Origin of the sequence: Nocardiopsis changdeensis, assembly GCF_018316655.1 — a bacterium.
Lineage (GTDB): Bacteria > Actinomycetota > Actinomycetes > Streptosporangiales > Streptosporangiaceae > Nocardiopsis > Nocardiopsis changdeensis.
On record NZ_CP074133.1, the window covers coordinates 5,365,886 to 5,386,147 of the forward strand.

Here is a 20,262-nt window from a genome sequence, read left to right on the forward strand (position 1 = left end):
ACCTCCGTACAGGGGGAGCGGTTCACGACCGGCGGGCGCATTCCCCGCCACGGCGGGCAGCCTATCGAGTCGTCCACCCCCGGATCCCGTCTCGGGCACGGCGTGTCGCGCGAAGCGCCGAACGGTCCGGGACCGTTCGGCGCTTCGTGCGGGTACCGCTCCGGGTCAGACCTCGACCAGGACCGGGATGATCATCGGGCGGCGGCGGTAGGTGTCGTTGACCCACCGGCCCGTGCTGCGCCGGATGAGCTGGCGCAGCTGGTGGGGGTCGTTGACCCCGTCCTCGGCCGCCTTGTCCAGGGCGTGCTGGATCTTATCGATGACGTCGTCGTAGGCGTCGGCGCCGATGCCCGCGCCCCGGGTGTGGATCTCTGGCTCGCCGAGGATCTTGCCCGTGCCGGAGTCCACGGCCACGACGACGGAGATGAAGCCCTCCTCGCCGAGGATGCGGCGGTCCTTCAGCGCGGCGTCGGTGACGTCGCCCACGGAGGAGCCGTCCACGTACACGTACCCGGCCTGCACGGCGCCGACGATCTTGGCGCGGTTCTTGTACAGGTCGACGACCACGCCGTCCTCGGCGATGACGATCCGGTCCGCGGGGACCCCGGTCATCTTGGCCAGGTCGGCGTGGGCGCGCATGTGCCGCCACTCGCCGTGCACCGGCATGAAGTTGCGCGGGCGCACCATGTTGAGCACGTACAGCAGCTCGCCGGCGGGGGCGTGCCCGGACACGTGCACCAGGGCGTTGCCCTTGTGCACGACCTTGGCGCCCCAGCGGGTCAGGCCGTTGATGACCCGGTTGACCGAGTTCTCGTTGCCCGGGATGAGCGAGGACGCCAGCAGGACGGTGTCGCCCTCCTCGATGCGGATCTGGTGGTCCCGGTTGGCCATCCGGCTCAGCGCCGACATCGGCTCGCCCTGGGAGCCGGTGCAGATCAGCACGGCCTTGTCCGGCGGCAGGTCGTCGAGCTGGCGCACGTCGATGATGGTGTCGCCGGGGATGCTCAGGTAGCCCAGGTCGCGGGCGATGTTCATGTTGCGGACCATCGACCGGCCCACGAACGCGACCTTGCGGCCGTGCTTGGTGGCGGAGTCGATGACCTGCTGGACCCGGTGCACGTGGGAGGCGAAGCAGGCCACCACGATGCGCTTGTCGGCCTGCCGGAACACCTTGTCGATGGCCTCGGTCAGGTTGCGCTCGTTGATGATGAACCCGGGCTGCTCGGCGTTGGTGGAGTCCGACAGCAGCAGGTCCACGCCCTCGTCGCCGAACCGGGCGAACCCGGCCAGGTCGGTGAGGCGGCCGTCCAGCGGCAGCTGGTCCATCTTGAAGTCGCCGGTGTGCAGCACCGACCCGCCGGGGGTGCGGATGCCGACGGCCAGCGCGTCGGGGATGGAGTGGTTGACCGCGAAGAACTCCAGGTCGAACGGGCCGAAGTCGCGCCGCTCGCCCTCCTCCACCTGGACCACGACCGGCTTGATGCGGTGCTCGCCGAGCTTGGCGGAGATGAGCGCGAGCGTGAGCCGGGAGCCGACGATCGGGATGTCGGGGCGCTCGCGCAGCAGGAACGGGACGCCGCCGATGTGGTCCTCGTGGCCGTGGGTGAGGACGACCGCCTCGATGTCGTCCAGGCGGTCCCGGATGTAGTCGAAGTCCGGCAGGATCAGGTCGACGCCGGGCTGCTCCTCCTCGGGGAACAGCACGCCGCAGTCGACGATGAGGATCCGGCCGCCGAACTCGAAGACCGTCATGTTGCGGCCGATCTCGCCCAGGCCGCCCAGCGCGACGACGCGCAGGACACCGTCGCCCTGGGGCGGGGGCGAGCTCAGCTCGGGGTGCGGGTGGCTCATACGGAACCCTCCGTGAGGCGCTCGACGCGGACGGCGCTGGCCGGGACGGCCTGGTGCGGGGCCAGGCCGATGGGGCCCTTCACACCGGCGGCGGCCAGGTCCTCGCGCAGCAGGGCCTGGAGCTCGGCGGAGGCGTCGGCGAGCGGCGTGCGCACCGGGCCGGCGGGCAGGCCGAACAGGTTGAGGACCGCCTTGGTCGTGATCACGCCCTGGGTGCGGAACATCCCGGTGTAGACCGGGGTGAGCCGGCGGTGGATCGCCAGCGCCTGGCCGACCTCGCCCGCCTCGTAGGCGTCGATCATGTCCTTGAGGTCGCCGCCGACGATGTGGCCGACGACGCTCACGAAGCCGGCGGCGCCCACCGACAGCAGGGGCAGGTTCAGGATGTCGGTGCCGCAGTAGTAGGCCAGGTCGGTGCGCTCCATGACCCAGGAGCTGGCGCCGACGTTGTCCTTGGCGTCCTTGTTGGCCACGATCCGGGGGTGCTCGGCGAGCCGGACCAGGGTCTCGGAGGCGATGGGCGTCCCCGTGCGGTGCGGGATGTCGTACAGCATGACCGGCAGGCCGGTGGTGTCGGCGATCTCGGTGAAGTGCCGGATCAGCCCCTCCTGCGGCGGCTTGTTGTAATACGGGGTCACCGCCAGGAGGCCGTGGGCGCCCGCCTTCTCGGCGGCCTTGGCCAGCTTGACGCTGTGCCGGGTGTCGTTGGTGCCGACGCCCGCGATGATCTGGGCCCGGTCGCCGACCGCCTCGATGACGGCGCGCAGCAGCCGGTCCTTCTCCTCGTCGCTGGTCGTGGGCGACTCGCCCGTGGTCCCGCTGATGACGAGGCCGTCGTTGTGCTGCTCGTCCACCAGGTAGGTGGCGAGCCGGGCGGCACCGTCGTAGTCGAGCTCGCCGTCGTCGAGCATGGGTGTGACCATCGCGGTCAGCATCTTGCCGAACGGGCGGTACTTGGTGTTCACCATGGTGTGTGAAAGGCGCGCGGACCGCCGCCGCGTGGCGGCGGGATCCTGTGTCGCCCCTCCTCCTCTCGGTGTGTGCGGCCCCGCCGCGCGGGGCGGGACCGGTGGTGTGGCGTACGGATGGTGCGGAACCGTGTGTCCGCTTCCGCGACCGGGGCCGGGTCGGACCACTGCGGGGTCCGACGGGGGCGGTCGCGGAGAAGCCTGTGCCGGTCCTGTCCGGACCGCGTCCGTTCGGACGCCGGTGCCGGGACCGGGGTCGGCCCCGTCCTCGTGGGTCGAGGGAGGGGCCCGCATGTGAACCTACCCGCACCGCGTCCCGGCCGTCGGACCGGGACACGGGCGGGAACCCGCGGATTCGGGGCGGGCGGGTCGGAGCGGAGGTGCCGCGGCGGTCAGTCGTCCTTGCCGTCCGGCAGGAAGAGGCTGGCCAGCCAGCTGACGATGCCGACGACGATCGCGCCCCAGAAGGCGGGCCAGAAGCCGTCGATGTCGATGGGCAGGCCGAAGAGCCCCGCGATCCACTCGGTGAGCAGGAACAGCAGTGCGTTCACGACGAGGCCGATGAGCCCGAGGGTCAGCGCGTAGAACAGGCAGCCGACCGTCTTGACGATCGGTTTGATGACGGCGTTGACGACGCCGAAGATCAGGCCGAGTCCCAGGAAGACGAGGATGGTCTCCGTCGTGTCCGAGGTCGTGACCTCGATACCGCTGACCAGGTAGGCCGCCAGCCACAGGGCGAGCGCGTTCACGATGACTCTGATAATGAAGCTCACAACGTAGATGTTCCCACGCCGTGGCAAGGTCCCGAAACTCCGGCGTGGGTGCACTCGTGTCGATGACTCCCCCAGGAGGCCTGATCGTGTCCGGTGCCCAGTTCGTCCGTCCCGCCCGTCCCTCCGACGTCGACACCGTCGTGGACGTCCAGGTGGCCTCCTGGCGGGAGGTGTACGGAGGGCTGCTGCCCGGGGAGGTGGTCGCCGAGATCGGCGGCGAGGAGGCCCGCAGGGGCTTCCACGCGCAGTGGTCGGCCGCCCTGGAGTCGCCGCCCACCTCCAGGCACCGGCTGGTGGTCGCCACCGACGAGAACGACGGGGTGCGCACGGTGGTGGGCTTCGCCGCGTTCGGCCCGGCGGGCGACCCCGACCTGTGGCCCGCCACCGCCGCGGAGATCTTCGCCCTGCACGTGGACCCGGCCCTGACCCGGCGGGGGCACGGCGGCCGCCTGCTCAACGCGACCGTGGACCACCTGGTGGAGGACGGGTTCGTCATCGCGTACGTGTGGGTGCCCGAGGCCGACAACGCGCTGCGGGCGTTCTTCGAGTCCTCCGGCTGGGCGCCCGACGGCGCCCGCCGGGTGATCGACCTGGGCTCGGAGCTGCCGATGGTGCGCCTGCACGCGGGCATCGGATAGGGCGCGGCCCCGGGGCCCGGGAGCAGGCACTACCGTGGGGAGGTCGTAGCGGCGCCGCGCGCGCCGGCCGTCGAGCGGTGGAGGGACCCGGCAGTGGCCACGGTCAGCGAATGGATCTCGGGGATGCGTCCCCGGACGCTTCCGAACTCGGTCGTCCCGGTGGCGGTCGGTACCGCGCTGGCGTTCGCCCTGGGCGGGTTCGTGTGGTGGAAGGCACTGCTGGCGCTGGTGGTGTCGATGGCCCTCCAGGTGGGGGTGAACTTCGCCAACGACTACAGCGACGGCGTCAAGGGCACCGACACCGCGGAGCGGACGGGGCCGACCCGGCTGACGGCGACCGGCCTGGCCGCGCCGAAGCAGGTGCTGGCCGCCGCGCTGGGCAGCTTCGCGTTCGCCGGGCTGGTGGGCCTGGTGCTGGTGGCCACCACGTCGTGGTGGCTACTGCTGGTGGGCGCGGTGGCGATCGCCGCCGCCTGGTACTACACCGGCGGGCGCACCCCGTACGGGTACCGGGGCCTGGGCGAGGTGTCGGTGTTCGTGTTCTTCGGCGTGGTGGCCGTGGTGGGCACCGTGTTCGTGCAGCTGGAGGCCGCGCCCTGGGAGGCGTGGACGGCGTCGGTGCCGGTGGGGCTGCTGTCCTGCGCGGTGCTGGTGATCAACAACCTGCGGGACATCCCCACCGACCGGGAGACCGGCAAGATCACCCTGGCGGTGCGGCTGGGCGACACCGGGACGCGGCGGCTGTACGCGGGGATGGTCGTGGCGGCGTTCGCGGTGGCCCTGCCGCTGGTGGCGGTGTCCTGGTGGGTGCCGCTGGTGCTGCTGGCGGCCCCCCTGGCGGTGCCGCCGCTGCGCCGCGTGCTGGGCGGTCAGGTCGGCCGTGACCTGGTGGCGGGCCTGGGCGAGACCGGGCGGCTCCAGATGGCGTTCGGCGCGCTGCTCTCGGTGGCGCTGCTGCTGGGCTGACCGGCCCGCGCCGGTGGCCGGGTGCGGCCACCGGCGACTTGTAGGCGGCCCGTGACCGGGCGGAGACCCTTCCCCGCCTAGGTTCGGGGCATGGCGATCCCCCGCAGGACCGCCGCGGCACTGGCCGCCGCGGCGCTGACGCTGACCCTGGCCGCGTGCTCGGCCGCCGACAACCCGGCCGAGGGCCCCGGCTCCGGCGAGACCTCCCTCGACCGTGGCGGCGCGCCCCTGGAGTCCTCCTCCGCGCCCGCGACCACCGGTGGGCAGGTCCATACACGTGCCGCCGGACGGATCCGGCAGGCGGACGTGGAGGTGGACGTCCACACGCTGGAGCGGGTCGGCGAGGACCTCGTCGAACTGACCCTGACGATCCACGTCATCGGGGGCGGCCTCCTCGCCCGCGACCTCGCGTCCCCGGAGACCTCGGAGCAGGAGGTCACCGACATGGCGGCGTTCGAGCTCGTCGACGCGGAGAACGGCCGGGTGCACCGGGTCGCCACCGATTCCGAGGGGCGGTGCGTGTGTTCCCGGCTCGAACCGTCGCTGGAACTGTGGCCCGAGGACTCCCTGACCCTCAGCGCGACCTTCGCCGCTCCGCCGAAGGACGTGCACGAGATGGACGTGCGCGTCCCCGGCATGCCGACGTTCACCGGGGTCCCCGTTGCCTGAGGGGACCGACAGGGAGAGGACCTACTCCACGGTCCGCCTCAACTGCTGCATGGTGCTGCTGATCGGCCCCGTCATCGTTGTGACGCTCGTTCTCACCCTGGCCGTCCTGGGACTGCTCGACTGGGGAGAGTCCGCCAGGGAGCCGCGGGGCTATGTGCCCGAGGTGAACCGGAGCCCGGTGGCCACCGCGCCGGTGGTGGACGTCACGGCGCCGGTCGAGGAGGTCGAGGCGCCGGTGGACGGCATCGAGGCGCCCGTCGTGGACGCCCCCTGACCCCGGACGCGCGGCCGCCCCGGGCCGCGGCGCGGCCCGGGGCGGGAGGTCGGCGGCTCAGCTCAGGTCGAGCAGCGGCTCCAGGCCCACGGTCAGCGGGTCGGGCAGGTCGGCGACCCTGCGCACGCCCAGCAGCACGCCGGGCATGAACGAGGCCCGGTTCATGGAGTCGTGGCGGATCTTCAGGGTCTCACCATCGGTGCCGAACACGACCTCCTGGTGGGCGATCAGGCCCTGGATGCGCAGCGCGTGCACCCGCACCCCGTCCACGTCGGCGCCGCGGGCGCCGGGGATCTCGGCGGTGGTGGCGTCGGGCATCGGGCCCAGCCCGGCCGCCCGGCGGGCCCCGGCGACCAGCTCGGCGGTGTGGTACGCGGTCCCGCTGGGGGCGTCCGCCTTGTTGGGGTGGTGCAGCTCGATGATCTCGGTCGACTCGAAGTAGGGGGCGGCCTTGGCCGCGAAGTGCATCATCAGCACCGCGGCGATGCCGAAGTTGGGCGCGATGAGCACCTTGGCGCCGGGCCGGGCCGCCAGCATCTCGCGCACCCGGTTCAGCTTCTCCTCGTCGAACCCGCTGGTGCCGACGACGGCGTGGACGCCGCGGCCGATCAGCCACTCCAGGTTGTCCATGACGACGTCGGGGTGGGTGAAGTCGACGACGTAGTCGGCCCCCAGCACCCGCTCCCGGTCCTGGCCGGCGTCGGCGCCGCCGACGAACTCCATGTCGTCGGCCGCCTGGACCGCGTTGACGACCTCTGACCCCATGCGCCCTTCGGCGCCGAAAACTCCTACCTTGAACACGGCACGAGCGTATCGGATCGCCGCGGCCCCGCGTGGTGCGACCTGGGGCGGGACCGGTCGCGTGCGACGATCGGCCCATGACGGACGAGGACCGCGCGGACGGCCCGCCGGACGCCCGGCACCGCCTGGGCTCCCTGCTGAACGGGCTGCGCGCGACGGTGCTGGGCGCCAACGACGGCATCGTCTCCACCGCCGGACTGGTGGTGGGCGTGGCGGGCGCCACCCCGCACCGCGGCGCCCTGCTGGTGGCGGGGATCGCGGGCACCCTGGCCGGGGCGCTGTCGATGGCGGCGGGCGAGTACGTGTCGGTGAGCACCCAGCGCGACACCGAGCGGGCCGCGCTGGCCCGGGAGCGGCGCGAGCTGGCCGCCGACCCGGCCGGCGAGCTGGAGGAGCTCGCCGGGATGTACCGCGACCGGGGGCTGAGCGAGGAGCTGTCGCACCGGGTGGCCCGGGAGCTGACCGAGCACGACGCGCTGCGCGCCCACGCCGAGGTGGAGCTGGGGCTCGACCGCTACCGGGTGGACCCGTGGCAGGCGGCGTTCGCCAGCCTGTTCTCCTTCGTGCTGGGCGCCCTGGTGCCGCTGGCCGCGATGCTGCTCAGCTCCGATGCCTGGAGGCTGCCGGTGACGGTGGCGGCGGTCCTGGCGGCCACCGGCGCGCTGGGCGCGGTGAGCGCCCGCCTGGGCGGGGCCCTGCCCCTGCGGGCGGCGCTGCGGTGCGTGGTCGGCGGGTCCTTCGCGATGCTGATCACCTACCTGGTGGGCACGCTGGTAGGGGCGTTCACCTCCCTCTGAGGGCGCGGGGCCGGGCCCCGGAGGCGGCGGGCGGCTACGCGCGGGCGGGTCCTTCGCGATGCTGATCACCTACCTGGTGGGCACACTGGTGGGGGCGTTCACCTCCCTCTGAGGGCGCGGGGCCGGGCCCCGGAGGCGGCGGGCGGCTACGCGCGGGCGGTGGACAGGCTCAGCGCGAAGTCCCCGGCCGGGTCGGTCCACCAGTGCGTCGGCTCGAACCCGGCCTCCTCCAGCTCCTCCTCCAGGCCCTCCCGGCGGAACTTGGCGGAGATCTCGGTGCGCATCTCCTCGCCCGCCGCGAAGTCGACGTCCAGGTCCAGGGCGGCGACGCGCACGTGCTGGTCCACCCGCGAGCGCAGCCGCATCTCGATCCACTCCTCCTTCTCGTTCCAGCGGGCGACGTGCTCGAACTCCGACGGGTCGAAGTCGGCCCCCAGCTCGCGGTTGATCACGTTGAGGACGTTGCGGTCGAACTCGGCGGTCACCCCCTGCGCGTCGTCGTAGGCCGCGACCAGGCGGTCGGCGTCCTTGACCAGGTCGGCGCCGAGCAGGAAGGTGTCCCCCGGGCGCAGCACCGCCCGGATGTCGCGGAGGAACCCGGCCCGGGGCCCGGGCTCCTGGTTGCCGATGGTCGAGCCCAGCACGGCGATGGTCTGCCGCCCGCCGTCCTCGCGCACCGGCAGCAGGCCCAGGTGGTGCTCGAAGTCGCCGACCACGGCGTGCACGTCCAGGTCCGGGTAATCGTCGGCGACCCTGCGCGCGGAGGCGGCCAGGAAGTCGCCGCTGACGTCGACGGGGACGAACCGGGCCAGGGCGCCGTGGCGGCCCATGGCGTCCAGCAGCAGCCGGGTCTTGACGCCCGACCCCGAGCCGAGCTCGATGAGCGCCTCGGCGCCGGCGGCGCCGGCGATCTCGTCGGAGCGCTCCTCCAGGATGGCCCGCTCGGCCCGGGTGGGGTAGTACTCGGGGAGTTCGGTGATGTCCTCGAACAGGGCGCTGCCGCGTTCGTCGTAGAACCACTTGGGCGGCAGCTGCTTGGGGTTGGACGAGAGCCCTTCGGCGACGTCCCTGCGCAGGGCCTTGTCCAGGTCGTCGGCGGTCAGGTTGCGGTCGATGCGGAACACGGCGACTCCTCGGTCAGACGATGGGGTGGATCTCGGTCCGCTCCGCCGCGGCCACGGCCACGGAGCCTTCGGGCACCTCCCGCCAGCCCGGGGAGTCGTCGTAGGGTTCCGAGGCCAGGACGACGCCTCCCCCCGGTTCCCGCAGGGTGAACAGGGTGTCCCCGGCGGCGGTGCCCACGAGGGTCTCGCCGTCGGTCGCCAGCAGGTTGTAGCGCCCCTCGGAGTGCTCGCGGGCGTGGCGGACCACTGCGGCCAGCGCTCCGGGCAGGTCGCCGGAGGCCCGCCACAGGCGCACCACGTGCCCGAACAGGGGCGCGGAGTCCACCGGGGCGCGGGCGTCGAGCACCCCGGCCGGGGGCGGCAGCGCCGCCACCAGGGCGTCGTCGTCCTTGACCGCGCCGTTGTGGCTGAACAGCAGCCGCCCGGCGCGGAAGGGCTGGGCGCTCGCCTCGTCGGTGCCGAACCCGACGGTGGCGTCGCGCACCGCCGCCAGCACGCAGCCGGAGGCCAGGCCGCGGGCCGCCTCGGCGAAGGAGGTGTCGCCCCACATCGGCAGGGCGCGCCGGTAGCGCAGCGGTTCGGGGGTGTCGTCGGGGTACCAGCCCACGCCGAACCCGTCGGCGTTGACCGTGCCGTACTTCTGGAGCTGGGGCGCCCAGGACTGGACGTGGAGCGAGTGGGGCGCCGCGTACAGCAGGTCGTACAGCGTACGCGGCGGCCCCAGGTAGGCCAGGTGGCGGCACATCAGGCGGGCTCCGCGTCGCGGGCGCAGCGGAACCCGCTGAAGATCTGCCGCCGGATGGGCAGGTCCCAGTTGCGGAACGTGGAGCGGACCGCCGTGGGGTGGGTGGCCCACGAGCCGCCGCGCAGCACCTTGTACCCGGAGTCGAAGAACACCTCCGAGTACTCGCGGTACGGGAAGGCGCGGAACCCCGGGTAGCCGTGGAAGGTGGTGGAGGTCCACTCCCACACGTCGCCGATGAGCTGGTGCACGCCCAGCGGGGACGCCCCGTCGGGGTGGCGGCCCACGGTCGCGGGGCCGAGCCTGCGCTGGCCCAGGTTGGCGTGGCGGGCGGCGGGCTCCCCGTCGCCCCAGGGGTGGCGGCGGGACTCCCCGGTCGCCGGGTCGAAGCGGGCGGCCTTCTCCCACTCGGCCTCGGTGGGCAGCCGTTTGCCCGCCCACTCCGCGTAGGCCCGGGCCTCGTGGTAGTTGACGTGCTGGACCGGCTCGTCGGGCGGCACCAGCTCACGGCGGCCGAAGCGGCGCCTGGCCCACTCCTCGCCCTCGCGCTCCCAGAAGGCGGGGGCCACGGCCCCGCGCTTCTCCTTCCACTCCCAGCCCTCCCGGCTCCACCAGTGGCGGGTCTGGTAGCCGCCGTCCTCCATGAACTCCCGGTAGGCGGCGTTGGTGACGGGCGCGGTGTCGATGAAGTAGGCGGGCAGGTCGACGGTGACGGCGGGCTTCTCGTTGTCGTAGGCCCAGGGGTCGTCGTCGGTGCCCATCGTGAAGGGCCCGGCGGGGACCAGGGCCTCGGCCTCCGCGGGCGGGCGCAGGGGCGCGACGGCGGGCGCCTCCTCCAGCAGCACGGGGGCGCCCCGGCGCAGCTGGTGGGTGGCGAGCATGGTCTCGTCGTGCTGGTGCTCGTGCTGGATGACCATGTGGTAGACGAACCCGGCGTCCAGCAGGCCGGGCGGGTCGTCGGGCCCGCGCGGGGCGGGCACGGTGAGGTCGACGCCGTCCAGGGCGTCCAGGACCTCCCGGCGGACCCGCTCGTTGTAGTCGCGGGCCTCCTGCGGGCGCAGCAGCGGCAGGTCAACGCGCTCGGCGCGGGGGTTCTCGAAGGCGTCGTAGAGGTGGTCGATGTCGGGGCGCAGGGCCTCGCGCCCGGCGGCGGCCCGCAGCAGCCACTGCTCCTCGTAGTTGCCGATGTGCGCCAGGTCCCAGACCAGCGGCGACATCAGCGGCGAGTGCTGGGTGAGCAGCTCCTCGTCGTCGAGGGCGTCCAGGGTGAGGCCGAGGCTGCGCCGCCTGCCGCGGTCGAGCTCGGCGGCGATGCGCTCCTTGGAGATGTCCTGTCCGTTGTTCACCGAACTCCTCCACCGTGTCGGGAGTGGCGTTCCGCCGGCCCCGCGTGGGCGGGGCGCGGCTCGGGCACGCTCGGCCGCGTGTCGGCGGGGCTGAGCCCGCGCCGGGTGTGGCGGTCGGCGTAGTCGTCGACGAGGCGGGCCAGGCGCGTCGCGCCCATGCGGGGCAGGGCGTCGACGGCGGCGTCGAGGCAGCGGCGGGCGCAGGCGGCCAGGGCGGGGTCGGCCATGCCGTCGCGGGCCGCGCGCAGCCACAGCCTCCGGTCGGGGGCGGGGCCGCCGCAGAGCCGTTCCACGGCCTCCTCCGCGGCGGCGCGGGCGCCCGGGTCGTCGAAGAGGGCGGCGGCGACCGCGACGGGGACCGGCCACCAGCGCAGCGGCAGGGCGTCGATCATGCGCAGCTCCCACCAGCCGCGGGGGCGCACGGGCGGGAAGAGGGTGCTCAGGTGCAGTTCGAGGTCGGCCGGGGTGGCGGGGCGCGGGCCGTGCCCGGCGATCCACTCGGCGAGGGTGATGCCGGGGTCGGCCAGCCAGGAGCCGCCGCCCCCGGGGGTCTCGGAGACCGCCATGACGGAGGCCCGCAGGGCGTAGGCGGTCCAGGCGTCGGCCGGGTCGGCGGGGCTCCCGGGTTCCAGGACGGGGGCGGTGCGGTCGGCGTCCATGCCCGCCCAGATGGCCCAGCGGGTGGACTTCCAGCCGGTGGGGCGGCCGCGCCAGAGCGCGGAGTTGGCGAAGGCGGCGACCAGGACGGGGCCGAGCCGGTGCGCGAAGCCCCAGCGTTCGCCCAGGTCGGCGGGGTCGGCCCCGGAGTCCAGGCACACCTGGAGCGAGGCGGTCGCGCACATCATGGTGTGTCCGCCGTAGGTGCGGCGCTTGGCGAAGAACCGGTCCATGGCCTCGTACCGGGGCAGCCGGAGCTGCCGGTGGGGGGTGCGCACGGGGTCCAGTGCGGACTCGACCAGGCCCAGGCCGTCCTGGGCGAGGGTCTTTCCGAGGTGCTCCAGGTCCTCGGCGAGCGCTTCGTGCGCTCGGGCCGGGCCGGGCAGGGCGGGCGAGCTGAGCTCGATCTGTCCGCCGGGTTCGAAGGTGACGCGACTTCCCGCGGGCGGGGGGCCGGAGCCCTCCAGCAGCGCCGCGAGGCGTTCGATGGCGACGGTGGCGCCGGGTGCCGCGGTGTCGGTGACGAGCCACTCGGTCTCGGCTCCGACCTTGCCGGGAGGGCCTGTCTTGAAGCAGACCCCGTTGATGTACTCGTGGACGTCGTCCGTGGTCATGTGCGCCATGGGGTGCTCTCCCTCAGGACGTCGCCGCCCCGTGCGGAGCGGCGCCTCCCCTGTCTTCCCCCGGTCTCCCGCGCGGCGAACGTGCCGACCGTCCGGAAACGTGAACGGATGCGGACAGGTGCCGCATGTGCGACCTGTCTCCGGTTCGCGACATCCCCGGTGACTTCGCCCTTCCCGGGCGGCCGGGCCCCTCCCCCGCACCATGGAAGTGACTCACATCACATTTCAGGGAACCCGATCGCCCCGGGAGGCGGCCGAATCTCACCGTGCGGATGCGGGCCGGGACCTTCCGTTTACGGACGGCCCCGGTCCGATCCGGCCGCGCACCCGCTCCGTGCACGGCGGGCGCCGCGGCGCGTGCCGCGGCGCCCCGCCGTGTGCGGGCGGCCCCGGGGGGCCGCCGGGACCCGTCACCGCCCGCCGGGAGGCGTCCCCTCCAGGGCGCGCGCCCAGTGGCAGGCCGTGGCGTGCGCACCCCCGTCACCGGGCAGGACCCCCGGGTCCTCGGTGCGGCACCGGTCGGCGACGCCCGCCCGCTCCGCCTCCCCCGAGGCCAGCACCGGGCAGCGCGGGTGGAACCGGCAGCCCCCCGGCACCTTCTTGGGGTCCGGCGGCTCCCCCGCCAGCACCACCGGCTCGCCGCCGGCCTCGGGCAGCACCGACAGCAGCGCCCGGGTGTACGGGTGCCGGGGCCCGGAGAGGACCTCCTCCACCGTCCCCAGCTCCACCACCCGGCCCAGGTACATCACGGCGACCCGGTCGGCGATGTTCCACGCCAGCCCCAGGTCGTGGGTGGCGATGAGGGCGGACAGCCCCAGCTCGTCGCGCAGGTCCAGCAGCAGGCGCAGGATCTCGCCGCGCACCGACGCGTCCAGGGACGCCACCGGCTCGTCGGCCACCAGCACCTCCGGCTCCAGCACCAGCGCCCCGGCGATCACCACGCGCTGCCGCTGGCCGCCCGACAGCTCGTACGGGTACCGGGACAGGAACCTCTCCGGCGGCCGCAGGCCCGCCCGGGACAGCGCGCGGGTCACCCGCTCGGCCTCGTCGGCCGTGGTCCCCCCGTGGATGCGCAGGCCCTCGGCGACCGACTCGTAGACCGTGCGCCGGGGGTTGAGCGAACCCGTCGGGTCCTGCTGGACCAGCTGCACCCGGTGCCGGTAGGCGCGCAGGTCGCGGGAGGAGTACCGCAGCGGGCTCCCCTCGAAGGACACCGTGCCCGCCGTGGGGCGCTCCAGGCCCAGCAGCACCCGGCCCAGGGTGGTCTTGCCGCAGCCGGACTCCCCCACCAGGGCGACGATCTCCCCGGCCGCCACGTCCAGGTCGACGCCGTCCACGGCCCGGGCGGCGGCGCGGCCGCCGCCGAACCCGGACGTGAAGACGACCCGCACGCCGCGGGCGCTCAGGACCGGCGTGCCGGTCCCCTCCCCGCCCTCGGGCGCGGACGCCGACGCGTCGGTCTCCGTGGTGCTCAACGGACCCCCTCCCCGACCGGGCCCACGTGCACGCAGGCGGCCTGCCTCTCGGACTCCCCGCGGGCGTCGGGCGCGACCGGCCACAGCGGCGGGTCGACCGTCGCGCACACCTCCTCCGACACCGGGCACCGCGGCCGGAACACGCACCCCGCGGGCGGGTCGGCGGGATCGGGCGGGTCGCCCGGCAGGCCGCGCGGGGCCCGCCGGGAGGCCGGGTCCCCGATCCTGGGGAAGGCCGCCCCCAGCGCCGCGGCGTAGGGGTGGGCGGGGGCGCCCATCACCTCGCGCGCCGGCCCCTGCTCCACGATCCGCCCCGCGTACATCACCGCGACCCGGTCGCAGGTGTCGGCGAGCACCGACAGGTCGTGGCTGATCATCAGCATCCCGATGCCGTGGTCGGCGACCAGGCGCTTGAGCAGGGCCAGGATCTGCGCCTGGATCATCACGTCCAGGGCGGTGGTGGCCTCGTCGGCCACGATCAGCCGCGGCTCGCAGGCCAGGGCCATCGCGATCATGACCCGCTGGCGCTGGCCGCCGGACAGCTGGTGGGGGTGGTCCGCGGCCCGGGAGGCGGGCAGCCCCACCTGGCCCAGGAGCTCGGCCACCCGGTCGGCGACCCTCTCCCTCGGCACCGTCCGGTGGATCAGCAGGGGCTCGGCGATCTGCTCGCCGACGCGCCGCACCGGGTTGAGCGAGTGCATGGCGCCCTGGAACACGATGGCGGCCTCCGACCAGCGGACCGCGCGCAGCCGCCCCCACCGCATGGTGAGCACGTCCTCGCCGGCCAGCTCCACGGCCCCGGTGACGCGGGCCGTGGCGGGCAGCAGCCGCAGCAGGGCCATGGCCACGGTGGACTTGCCGCTGCCGGACTCCCCGGCCAGGCCGAGCGTGCCGCCCGGCTCCAGGGAGATGTCGACGCCGCGCACGGCGGGGACCTCGCCGCCGCCGGAGCCGTAGGTCACGTGCAGGTCCCGCACGTCGAGAAGGGAGGTCATCGCCGCTCCCGGAGTCGGGGGTCGAGGACGGCCTCCAGGGCGCGGCCGCACAGGGTGAACGCCAGGGCGACCAGGGCGATCGCCAGCCCCGGAGGCACCATGTACCACCAGATCCCGGAGCTGATCGCGCCCGCGTTGCGGGCGCTCTCCAGGATCCCGCCCCAGGAGATGGTGGTGGGGTCGCCCACGCCCAGGAAGGCCAGGGTGGACTCGGCGATGATGGAGGTCGCCACCAGCAGGGTGGTCTGGGCCAGCACCACTGGCATCACGTTGGGCAGCACGTGCCAGGCCATGACGTGCAGGTGGCCGCCGCCCAGGGCGCGGGCCCGCTCCACGTAGGGCCGGGCCTCCACCGCCAGGGTCTGGGCGCGCACCAGGCGCGCGGTGGCGGGCCAGACCGTCAGGCCGATGGCGAGGATGATCGTGCCGGTGCCGCGGGGCAGGACCGCGGCCAGCGCCACGGCCAGCACCAGGGTGGGCAGCACCAGGAACCAGTCGGTGAGGCGCATCAGGACCGACGACAGGAGCCGCCCCGCGGTGCCGCCGGACGCCCCGAAGTGCCCGGCGGTCATGCCGACCAGGGTCCCCAGGGCCACCGAGACCGCGGTGGCCAGGAAGCCGACCGTCAGCGAGACCCGGGACCCCCAGATGATCAGGTCGAGGATGGACCGGCCGTAGTCGTCGGTGCCCAGCGGGAAGCGGGCGCTGGGCGGCTCGAAGGCGGCGCCGGGCGCCCGGGTGACGGTGAGGTCGGCCGGGTCCACCAGCAGCGGCGCGCACAGGGCGAGGACGACCAGGAGGAGCAGGCCGACCAGGCCGACCATCCCCGCGCGGCGGCGGGAGTACTCGCGGGCGAACGAGCGCAGCGCCTCGCGGCGCCTGCGGCGGGCCAGGGCCCGCGGGGACGGGGGTGCGGCGGACGGCGGGGCCGCGGCTGTGTTCATGGGCGCACCCTGGGGTCGAGCAGCGGGTAGACCAGGTCGGCGACGAGGTTCATGACGATCACCGAGGCCGCGAACACCACGAACAGGCCCTGGACCAGGCCCAGGTCGGGCACGCTCAGGCCGGAGTAGAAGAGGCGCCCCAGCCCCGGCCAGGAGAACACGGTCTCGACGAGGATGACCCCGGAGACCACCTGGCCCAGGTTGAGGAAGACGAGGGTGACGGTGGGCAGCAGGGCGTTGGGCACGGCGTGCCTGCGGCGCACCAGAGCGTCGGTCAGGCCCTTGGCCCGCGCGGTGGTGAGGTAGTCGGCGTCCTTCTCGTCCATGAGGGACGAGCGCATGATCATCAGGTACTGCGCGTAGATGACCGCGACCATGGTGGCGACCGGCAGGACCATGTGCCAGGCCGTGTCCAGGGCGACGTTCCAGAACCCGGTGACGCCGGGCGCGGTCATGCCTCCGGTCGGGAACAGCCCGGGCAGCGGGTCGCGGCCGGACGCGAACAGGACGATGAGCAGCAGGCCCAGCCAGAACGTGGGCACCGACCAGAAGAACAGGGCCACCGTGGTGTTGACCCGGTCGCCCGCGCTCCCGGGCCGCCAGCCCGAGCGCACGCCCAGGAGCAGGCCCAGCAGGGCGGCGATGACGGTGCCGGTCCCGGCGAGCAGGACCGTGGGCCCCAGCGCGTCCAGGATGAGCTCGGCGACCGGCCTGCGGTACTGGAACGAGGTGCCCAGGTCCAGCCGGAACAGGCCCAGGGCGTAGTCGAGGAACTGCTGCCACAGCGGCTGGTCCAGGCCGAACTGGCGGCGCAGCTCGGCGCGCTGTTCGGCGGAGACCTCGCGGCCCTCGGTCATGGCGCGGACCGGGTCGCCGGGCAGGATGCGGAACAGGAAGAACCCGGCGACGACCACCCCGGCCAGGGAGAGCACGGCGGTGAGCAGCCGGCCGCCGACGTAGCGGAGCACGCGCCCTGCGCGGCCGCGGCCGGCGGGCCGCGCGGGCCCGGCCGGGGCGGCGGAGGGGACCTCCTCCGCCCCGGCGGTGAGAGGGGCGCCGGTCACTCGCGGTCCTCCGCGGTGGCCCGGCGGCGGAACAGGAGGAACGCGCCGCCGGCCACGAGCACCAGGGCGACCGCGCCGATGCCGATCCACATCCCGGTGGAGACGCCGCCCGCGCCCGCCTGCTCGGCGCCGCCCTCCGCGGGCTGGGCCGCCCAGAACGCCCAGTAGCCGTCCTGGCCCCAGATGTTGCCGCCCTCGGCGGGCTGGGGCAGCAGGGTCCCCTCCTGGATCTGGTCGGTCCGGTAGGCCTCCCGGATGTCCGGGTAGGTCAGGACGTTGACGACGGCCTCCTCGTAGAGGATGCGCTGGAGGTCGTGGATGATCTCGGCGCGCGCGGCCCGGTCGTACTCCTGCAGCTGGTCCGCGTACAGCTCGTCGTACTCCTCGTCGCAGAAGTACGCGTCGCCCTGCATGGTGCCCGGTTCGGTGGGCAGCGCGTCGCAGGTGTGGATGCTGAACACGTAGTCGGGGTCGGGGTTGACCGTCCACCCGGTGAAGATGAGGTCGTACTCGGCGGCGTACAGGGCGTCGCTGAGCACACCGGGGTCGACGGTGAGGTTCTCGACCTCGATGCCGATGTCGGCCAGGCGCTCCACGATGACCCTGCCCGCGCTGACGTTGTCGGGGCGGTCCTGGTGGACGTGCATGCGCAGTTCGAGGCGGTCGCCGTCGGGCGAGACGCGCACGCCGTCGTCGCCCATCTCGTAGCCCGCCTCGTCGAGCATGGCGTTGGCGGCGTCCGGGTCGAAGTCCAGGATCGCCTCGTCGCCCTCCGGCGACCAGTGGAAGTCGGTGTAGCGGGCCGGGATGTAGCCCCCGGCAGCCGTGGCGCGGCCGCCGTGGGCCTTGTCCACGATCTCCTGGTTGTCGATCGCCATCACGATGGCCTGGCGCAGGGTGCGGTCCGCGAGCGCCGGGTGGCCGTCGCCGAACTCCTCGCCGTCCTGGGTGACGGCGCCGGGGTTGATGGTGAACGCCTGGAACCGCTTGCCGTCGGCGAAGTTGACGGCGATGTCGGAGGTCTCCTCCAGGGCGTCGGCCTGGGCGGCGGTCAGCTCGTAGACGAAGGAGACCTCGCCGCTGCGCAGGGCCTCGACGGCGGCGTCCTTCTCGGGGTAGTACCGGAAGACGAGGTTGTCGAAGCCGGGGGCGCCGTTCCAGTGGTCGGGGTTGGCCTCCAGCGTGATGCTCTGGCCGCGCTCGTGCGAGGTGAGGACGAAGGGGCCGCTGCCCACGCTGGGCAGGGCGTCGCCGTCGGCCGGGTACTCGGCGAAGGCGTCGCCCTCGCTCTCGACGATGGGCTCCCACACGTGGCGGGGCACGATGGGCACCGTCAGCGACTCCATGGTGGCCTGGGGCTCGGAGAGCTCCACGACCACGGTGTGCTCGTCGGGCGCGGTGACCTCCTCGAACCCGGCGACGTAGTTGCCGTTGGCGATGGCCGCGGACTCGTTCTCCATGATCGTGGTGAGCGTCCACACCACGTCGTCGGAGGTGAGCGGTTCGCCGTCGGAGAAGGTGACGTCGTCGCGCAGGTGGAAGGTCCAGGTCAGGCCGTCCTCGCTGGTCTCCCAGCTCTCCGCCAGGGCCGGGGCGGGGTTGCTCGTCTCCTGGTCGTTGGTGACCAGCGAGTCGTAGACGTGGGACAGGATGTTGGTGGTGACGGCGAGCTGCGCGGTGAACGGGTTGAAGGAGTCCACCTGCTGGGCGATCGCCACCGTGAGCGTGCTCCCGTCCGCGGGGGCGGGGGCGGCGGAGGCGGGGGCGGCCGCGGTCCCGACGACCAGCAGCAGAGCGGTTCCCGTGGCCGCCGCCCTACAGAGCGGCGACACGGTCGGAGGGTGATGGGAGTGCATCTGGGCCCCTGTCAGGATCGTGGGGTGGTGGCCTGGGCCACCAGGGGGTAGTTGGTTGTCTACCAACGGACCGAGAGAAGCGTCAATGACCTACAAGGTGCGCCGTGACATCGCAATACATTCGCGGCCGAGCACAGTCACAGAGGGGTTTCCCGGGCGTTAAGTGTCAAATGGGCAGACCGTAATGACCCCGCCTTGGCACTGTTGTTCGTACTCCGCTACGGTTCCCGCCATGATGGGGCACTCTCACGCACTGAGCGGCGTGGTCGGCTGGATGGCGGTCGTACCGCTCGTCCAGGGGACGCAATTCCTGGGTCTGGACTTCAACCTCGGCCCGAGCGAGATCATCGCCGGCTCCCTGGTGTGCGCGGGAGCGGCCCTGCTCCCGGACGTGGACCACAAGAGCGCGACGGTCACCAAGACCTACGGCAAGGTCACCGAGGTGCTGAGCGACATGCTGTCGTTCCTCTTCGGCGGCCACCGGATGGGCACCCACTCCTTCTTCTTCGCGGTCCTCATGGGCGTGCTCGTGCAGCTCCTGGCCCTGTGGTCGGAGCTGGCGGTGCAGATCTTCGTGTTCCTGCTGATCGGCATCGCGCTCCAGGGCCTGGGTTTCGGACTGGACAAGAACCGGACCGCGTCGGGGGTCATCAACGCGCTGGCCACGGCGGCGATCACCCTGGCCCTGTTCTCCGCCGGGACCAACTACACCTGGCTGGGGCTGGCGGTCGCCTTCGGTGTGGTCCTGCACTTCCTCGGCGACATGATCACCAAGATGGGCGTGCCGATCTTCTGGCCGTTCTGGAAGAAGCGCATCGGCCAGAACCTGGGCTTCAAGACCGACGGGCCGGTCGAGCAGAAGGTGGTCACCCCCCTGCTCACGGTCGGCGTGATCGTCGGCTCCATCTACCTCTTCGACTGGCCGGCCCTGCTCCCCGAAGGGCGCTGACCCCGCCCGGCTCCCCCGTTCACCGCCCCGCCCGTGTCGGCGGGGCCTTTCGCTGTCCGGACCCGGGCCCGGGCTAGGGTGGGCGCCGTGACACGAACCACAGAGAGCCTCACCCCGGAACTGTACGAATACCTCGTCGCACAGGGCACTCCGGTCGACGGCGTGCTGGCCGACCTGGTCGAGGAGACCGCCCGCCTGTTCCCCGAGAGCAAGGGGATGCAGATCGGGCCCGAGCAGGGCACGTTCACCACCCTGCTCACCCGGATCTCCGGCGCCCGTGACGCCGTGGAGATCGGCACCTTCACCGGCTACTCGTCGATCTGCCTGGCCCGCGGCCTGCCCGAGGACGGCACGCTGCTGGCCCTGGACGTCAGCGACGAGTGGACCTCCGTCGCCCGCCGCTACTGGGAGCGGGCCGGGGTCGCCGACCGGATCACCCTCCGGCTGGGCCCGGCGCTGGAGACCCTGCGCTCCCTGCCCGCCGAGGCCCGGTTCGACCTGGCCTTCATCGACGCGGACAAGGAGGGCTACGTCGACTACTGGGAGGAGCTCGTCCCGCGCATGCGCGCCGGCGGGATCCTGCTGGCCGACAACACGCTCTCCCACGGCCGTGTGGTCGACGGCGCCGACACGACGGCGCGCGTCCAGGGCATCCGCGACTTCAACGCCCGCCTGGTCGCCGACGACCGGGTCACCCAGGTCCTGCTGCCCATCGGCGACGGCCTGACCCTGGCCCGCAAGAACTGAGCC

The 20,262-nt window shown here is 73.4% G+C and carries 20 protein-coding genes; 7 read left to right on the plus strand and 13 right to left on the minus strand.

The genetic code is table 11. The features are described 5' to 3' along the window. Nucleotides 1–165: 165 nt before the first annotated feature. From KGD84_RS24320 to KGD84_RS24330, 3 genes are all read right to left on the minus strand, one after another. Nucleotides 166–1,851 (minus strand): ribonuclease J, encoded by a 1,686-nt coding sequence (locus tag KGD84_RS24320; RefSeq protein WP_220562691.1) that lies wholly within the window; start codon nucleotides 1,849–1,851, stop codon nucleotides 166–168. Beyond that, on the minus strand, nucleotides 1,848–2,819 hold the full coding sequence (dapA, locus tag KGD84_RS24325; RefSeq protein ID WP_220562692.1) for a 4-hydroxy-tetrahydrodipicolinate synthase: 972 nt from the start codon (nucleotides 2,817–2,819) through the stop codon (nucleotides 1,848–1,850). The genes KGD84_RS24320 and dapA overlap by 4 nt, the downstream gene beginning before the upstream one ends. 392 nt (nucleotides 2,820–3,211) lie before the next feature. Then, on the minus strand, nucleotides 3,212–3,592 hold the full coding sequence (locus KGD84_RS24330; protein WP_220562693.1) for a phage holin family protein: 381 nt from the start codon (nucleotides 3,590–3,592) through the stop codon (nucleotides 3,212–3,214). An 86-nt stretch (nucleotides 3,593–3,678) separates the two neighbouring features. Between KGD84_RS24330 and KGD84_RS24335 the strand changes: the two genes are divergently transcribed. From KGD84_RS24335 to KGD84_RS24350, 4 genes are all read left to right on the plus strand, one after another. Then, a complete protein-coding gene (locus KGD84_RS24335; RefSeq protein WP_220565289.1) occupies nucleotides 3,679–4,230 on the plus strand; it encodes a GNAT family N-acetyltransferase in 552 nt (183 codons plus the stop codon). A 93-nt stretch (nucleotides 4,231–4,323) separates the two neighbouring features. Further along, on the plus strand, nucleotides 4,324–5,196 hold the full coding sequence (locus tag KGD84_RS24340; RefSeq protein WP_220562694.1) for a 1,4-dihydroxy-2-naphthoate polyprenyltransferase: 873 nt from the start codon (nucleotides 4,324–4,326) through the stop codon (nucleotides 5,194–5,196). Nucleotides 5,197–5,286: 90 nt separating this feature from the next. Further along, entirely contained in the window at nucleotides 5,287–5,865 is a 579-nt protein-coding gene (locus KGD84_RS24345) for a hypothetical protein (RefSeq protein WP_220562695.1), read from the plus strand. Then, nucleotides 5,858–6,139, plus strand: a complete 282-nt coding sequence (locus KGD84_RS24350; protein ID WP_220562696.1) for a hypothetical protein — start codon at nucleotides 5,858–5,860, stop codon at nucleotides 6,137–6,139. Before KGD84_RS24345 ends, KGD84_RS24350 begins: the two co-directional genes overlap by 8 nt. A gap of 57 nt (nucleotides 6,140–6,196) precedes the next feature. Here KGD84_RS24350 and dapB read toward each other — a convergent pair whose 3' ends face one another. Continuing rightward, complete coding sequence (gene dapB / locus KGD84_RS24355) at nucleotides 6,197–6,940, minus strand: 4-hydroxy-tetrahydrodipicolinate reductase (protein WP_220562697.1); 744 nt, start codon at nucleotides 6,938–6,940, stop codon at nucleotides 6,197–6,199. 77 nt (nucleotides 6,941–7,017) lie between these two features. Between dapB and KGD84_RS24360 the strand changes: the two genes are divergently transcribed. Further along, nucleotides 7,018–7,737, plus strand: a complete 720-nt coding sequence (locus tag KGD84_RS24360) for a VIT1/CCC1 transporter family protein (RefSeq protein WP_220562698.1) — start codon at nucleotides 7,018–7,020, stop codon at nucleotides 7,735–7,737. Nucleotides 7,738–7,883: 146 nt separating this feature from the next. Here the strand turns inward: KGD84_RS24360 and egtD are convergent, their stop codons facing one another. From egtD to KGD84_RS24405, 9 genes are all read right to left on the minus strand, one after another. Then, nucleotides 7,884–8,861, minus strand: a complete 978-nt coding sequence (gene egtD, locus KGD84_RS24365) for an L-histidine N(alpha)-methyltransferase (RefSeq protein ID WP_220562699.1) — start codon at nucleotides 8,859–8,861, stop codon at nucleotides 7,884–7,886. Nucleotides 8,862–8,874: 13 nt separating this feature from the next. Continuing rightward, a complete protein-coding gene (gene egtC, locus KGD84_RS24370; protein WP_220562700.1) occupies nucleotides 8,875–9,606 on the minus strand; it encodes an ergothioneine biosynthesis protein EgtC in 732 nt (243 codons plus the stop codon). Next, nucleotides 9,606–10,949: an ergothioneine biosynthesis protein EgtB gene (gene egtB, locus KGD84_RS24375; protein WP_220562701.1), complete on the minus strand. Its 1,344-nt coding sequence runs from the start codon at nucleotides 10,947–10,949 to the stop codon at nucleotides 9,606–9,608. Before egtB ends, egtC begins: the two co-directional genes overlap by 1 nt. Next, complete coding sequence (gene egtA, locus KGD84_RS24380; protein WP_220562702.1) at nucleotides 10,946–12,229, minus strand: ergothioneine biosynthesis glutamate--cysteine ligase EgtA; 1,284 nt, start codon at nucleotides 12,227–12,229, stop codon at nucleotides 10,946–10,948. Before egtA ends, egtB begins: the two co-directional genes overlap by 4 nt. A gap of 410 nt (nucleotides 12,230–12,639) precedes the next feature. Beyond that, complete coding sequence (locus KGD84_RS24385) at nucleotides 12,640–13,704, minus strand: ABC transporter ATP-binding protein (RefSeq protein WP_220562703.1); 1,065 nt, start codon at nucleotides 13,702–13,704, stop codon at nucleotides 12,640–12,642. After that, complete coding sequence (locus tag KGD84_RS24390) at nucleotides 13,701–14,699, minus strand: ABC transporter ATP-binding protein (protein ID WP_220562704.1); 999 nt, start codon at nucleotides 14,697–14,699, stop codon at nucleotides 13,701–13,703. Before KGD84_RS24390 ends, KGD84_RS24385 begins: the two co-directional genes overlap by 4 nt. Then, a complete protein-coding gene (locus tag KGD84_RS24395; RefSeq protein ID WP_220562705.1) occupies nucleotides 14,696–15,643 on the minus strand; it encodes an ABC transporter permease in 948 nt (315 codons plus the stop codon). Before KGD84_RS24395 ends, KGD84_RS24390 begins: the two co-directional genes overlap by 4 nt. Beyond that, nucleotides 15,640–16,707, minus strand: coding sequence for an ABC transporter permease (locus tag KGD84_RS24400; protein WP_220562706.1), 1,068 nt, complete (start codon nucleotides 16,705–16,707; stop codon nucleotides 15,640–15,642). Before KGD84_RS24400 ends, KGD84_RS24395 begins: the two co-directional genes overlap by 4 nt. Further along, on the minus strand, nucleotides 16,704–18,563 hold the full coding sequence (locus KGD84_RS24405; RefSeq protein WP_220562707.1) for an ABC transporter substrate-binding protein: 1,860 nt from the start codon (nucleotides 18,561–18,563) through the stop codon (nucleotides 16,704–16,706). Before KGD84_RS24405 ends, KGD84_RS24400 begins: the two co-directional genes overlap by 4 nt. A gap of 232 nt (nucleotides 18,564–18,795) precedes the next feature. Between KGD84_RS24405 and KGD84_RS24410 the strand changes: the two genes are divergently transcribed. Continuing rightward, nucleotides 18,796–19,512, plus strand: a complete 717-nt coding sequence (locus tag KGD84_RS24410; protein ID WP_220562708.1) for a metal-dependent hydrolase — start codon at nucleotides 18,796–18,798, stop codon at nucleotides 19,510–19,512. A gap of 87 nt (nucleotides 19,513–19,599) precedes the next feature. After that, nucleotides 19,600–20,259: an O-methyltransferase gene (locus KGD84_RS24415; RefSeq protein ID WP_220562709.1), complete on the plus strand. Its 660-nt coding sequence runs from the start codon at nucleotides 19,600–19,602 to the stop codon at nucleotides 20,257–20,259. Nucleotides 20,260–20,262 lie beyond the last annotated feature (3 nt).

Excerpts from the sequence above, each read along its gene's own strand:
- egtA (WP_220562702.1), bottom strand. The coding sequence starts at position 12,229 with ATGGCGCACATGACCACGGACGACGTCCACGAGTACATCAACGGGGTC.
- KGD84_RS24410 (WP_220562708.1), top strand. The coding sequence starts at position 18,796 with ATGATGGGGCACTCTCACGCACTGAGCGGCGTGGTCGGCTGGATGGCG.
- KGD84_RS24405 (WP_220562707.1), bottom strand. The coding sequence starts at position 18,563 with ATGCACTCCCATCACCCTCCGACCGTGTCGCCGCTCTGTAGGGCGGCG.
- KGD84_RS24360 (WP_220562698.1), top strand. The coding sequence starts at position 7,018 with ATGACGGACGAGGACCGCGCGGACGGCCCGCCGGACGCCCGGCACCGC.
- KGD84_RS24345 (WP_220562695.1), top strand. The coding sequence starts at position 5,287 with ATGGCGATCCCCCGCAGGACCGCCGCGGCACTGGCCGCCGCGGCGCTG.
- KGD84_RS24320 (WP_220562691.1), bottom strand. The coding sequence starts at position 1,851 with ATGAGCCACCCGCACCCCGAGCTGAGCTCGCCCCCGCCCCAGGGCGAC.
- KGD84_RS24390 (WP_220562704.1), bottom strand. The coding sequence starts at position 14,699 with ATGACCTCCCTTCTCGACGTGCGGGACCTGCACGTGACCTACGGCTCC.
- KGD84_RS24395 (WP_220562705.1), bottom strand. The coding sequence starts at position 15,643 with ATGAACACAGCCGCGGCCCCGCCGTCCGCCGCACCCCCGTCCCCGCGG.
- egtC (WP_220562700.1), bottom strand. The coding sequence starts at position 9,606 with ATGTGCCGCCACCTGGCCTACCTGGGGCCGCCGCGTACGCTGTACGAC.
- dapA (WP_220562692.1), bottom strand. The coding sequence starts at position 2,819 with ATGGTGAACACCAAGTACCGCCCGTTCGGCAAGATGCTGACCGCGATG.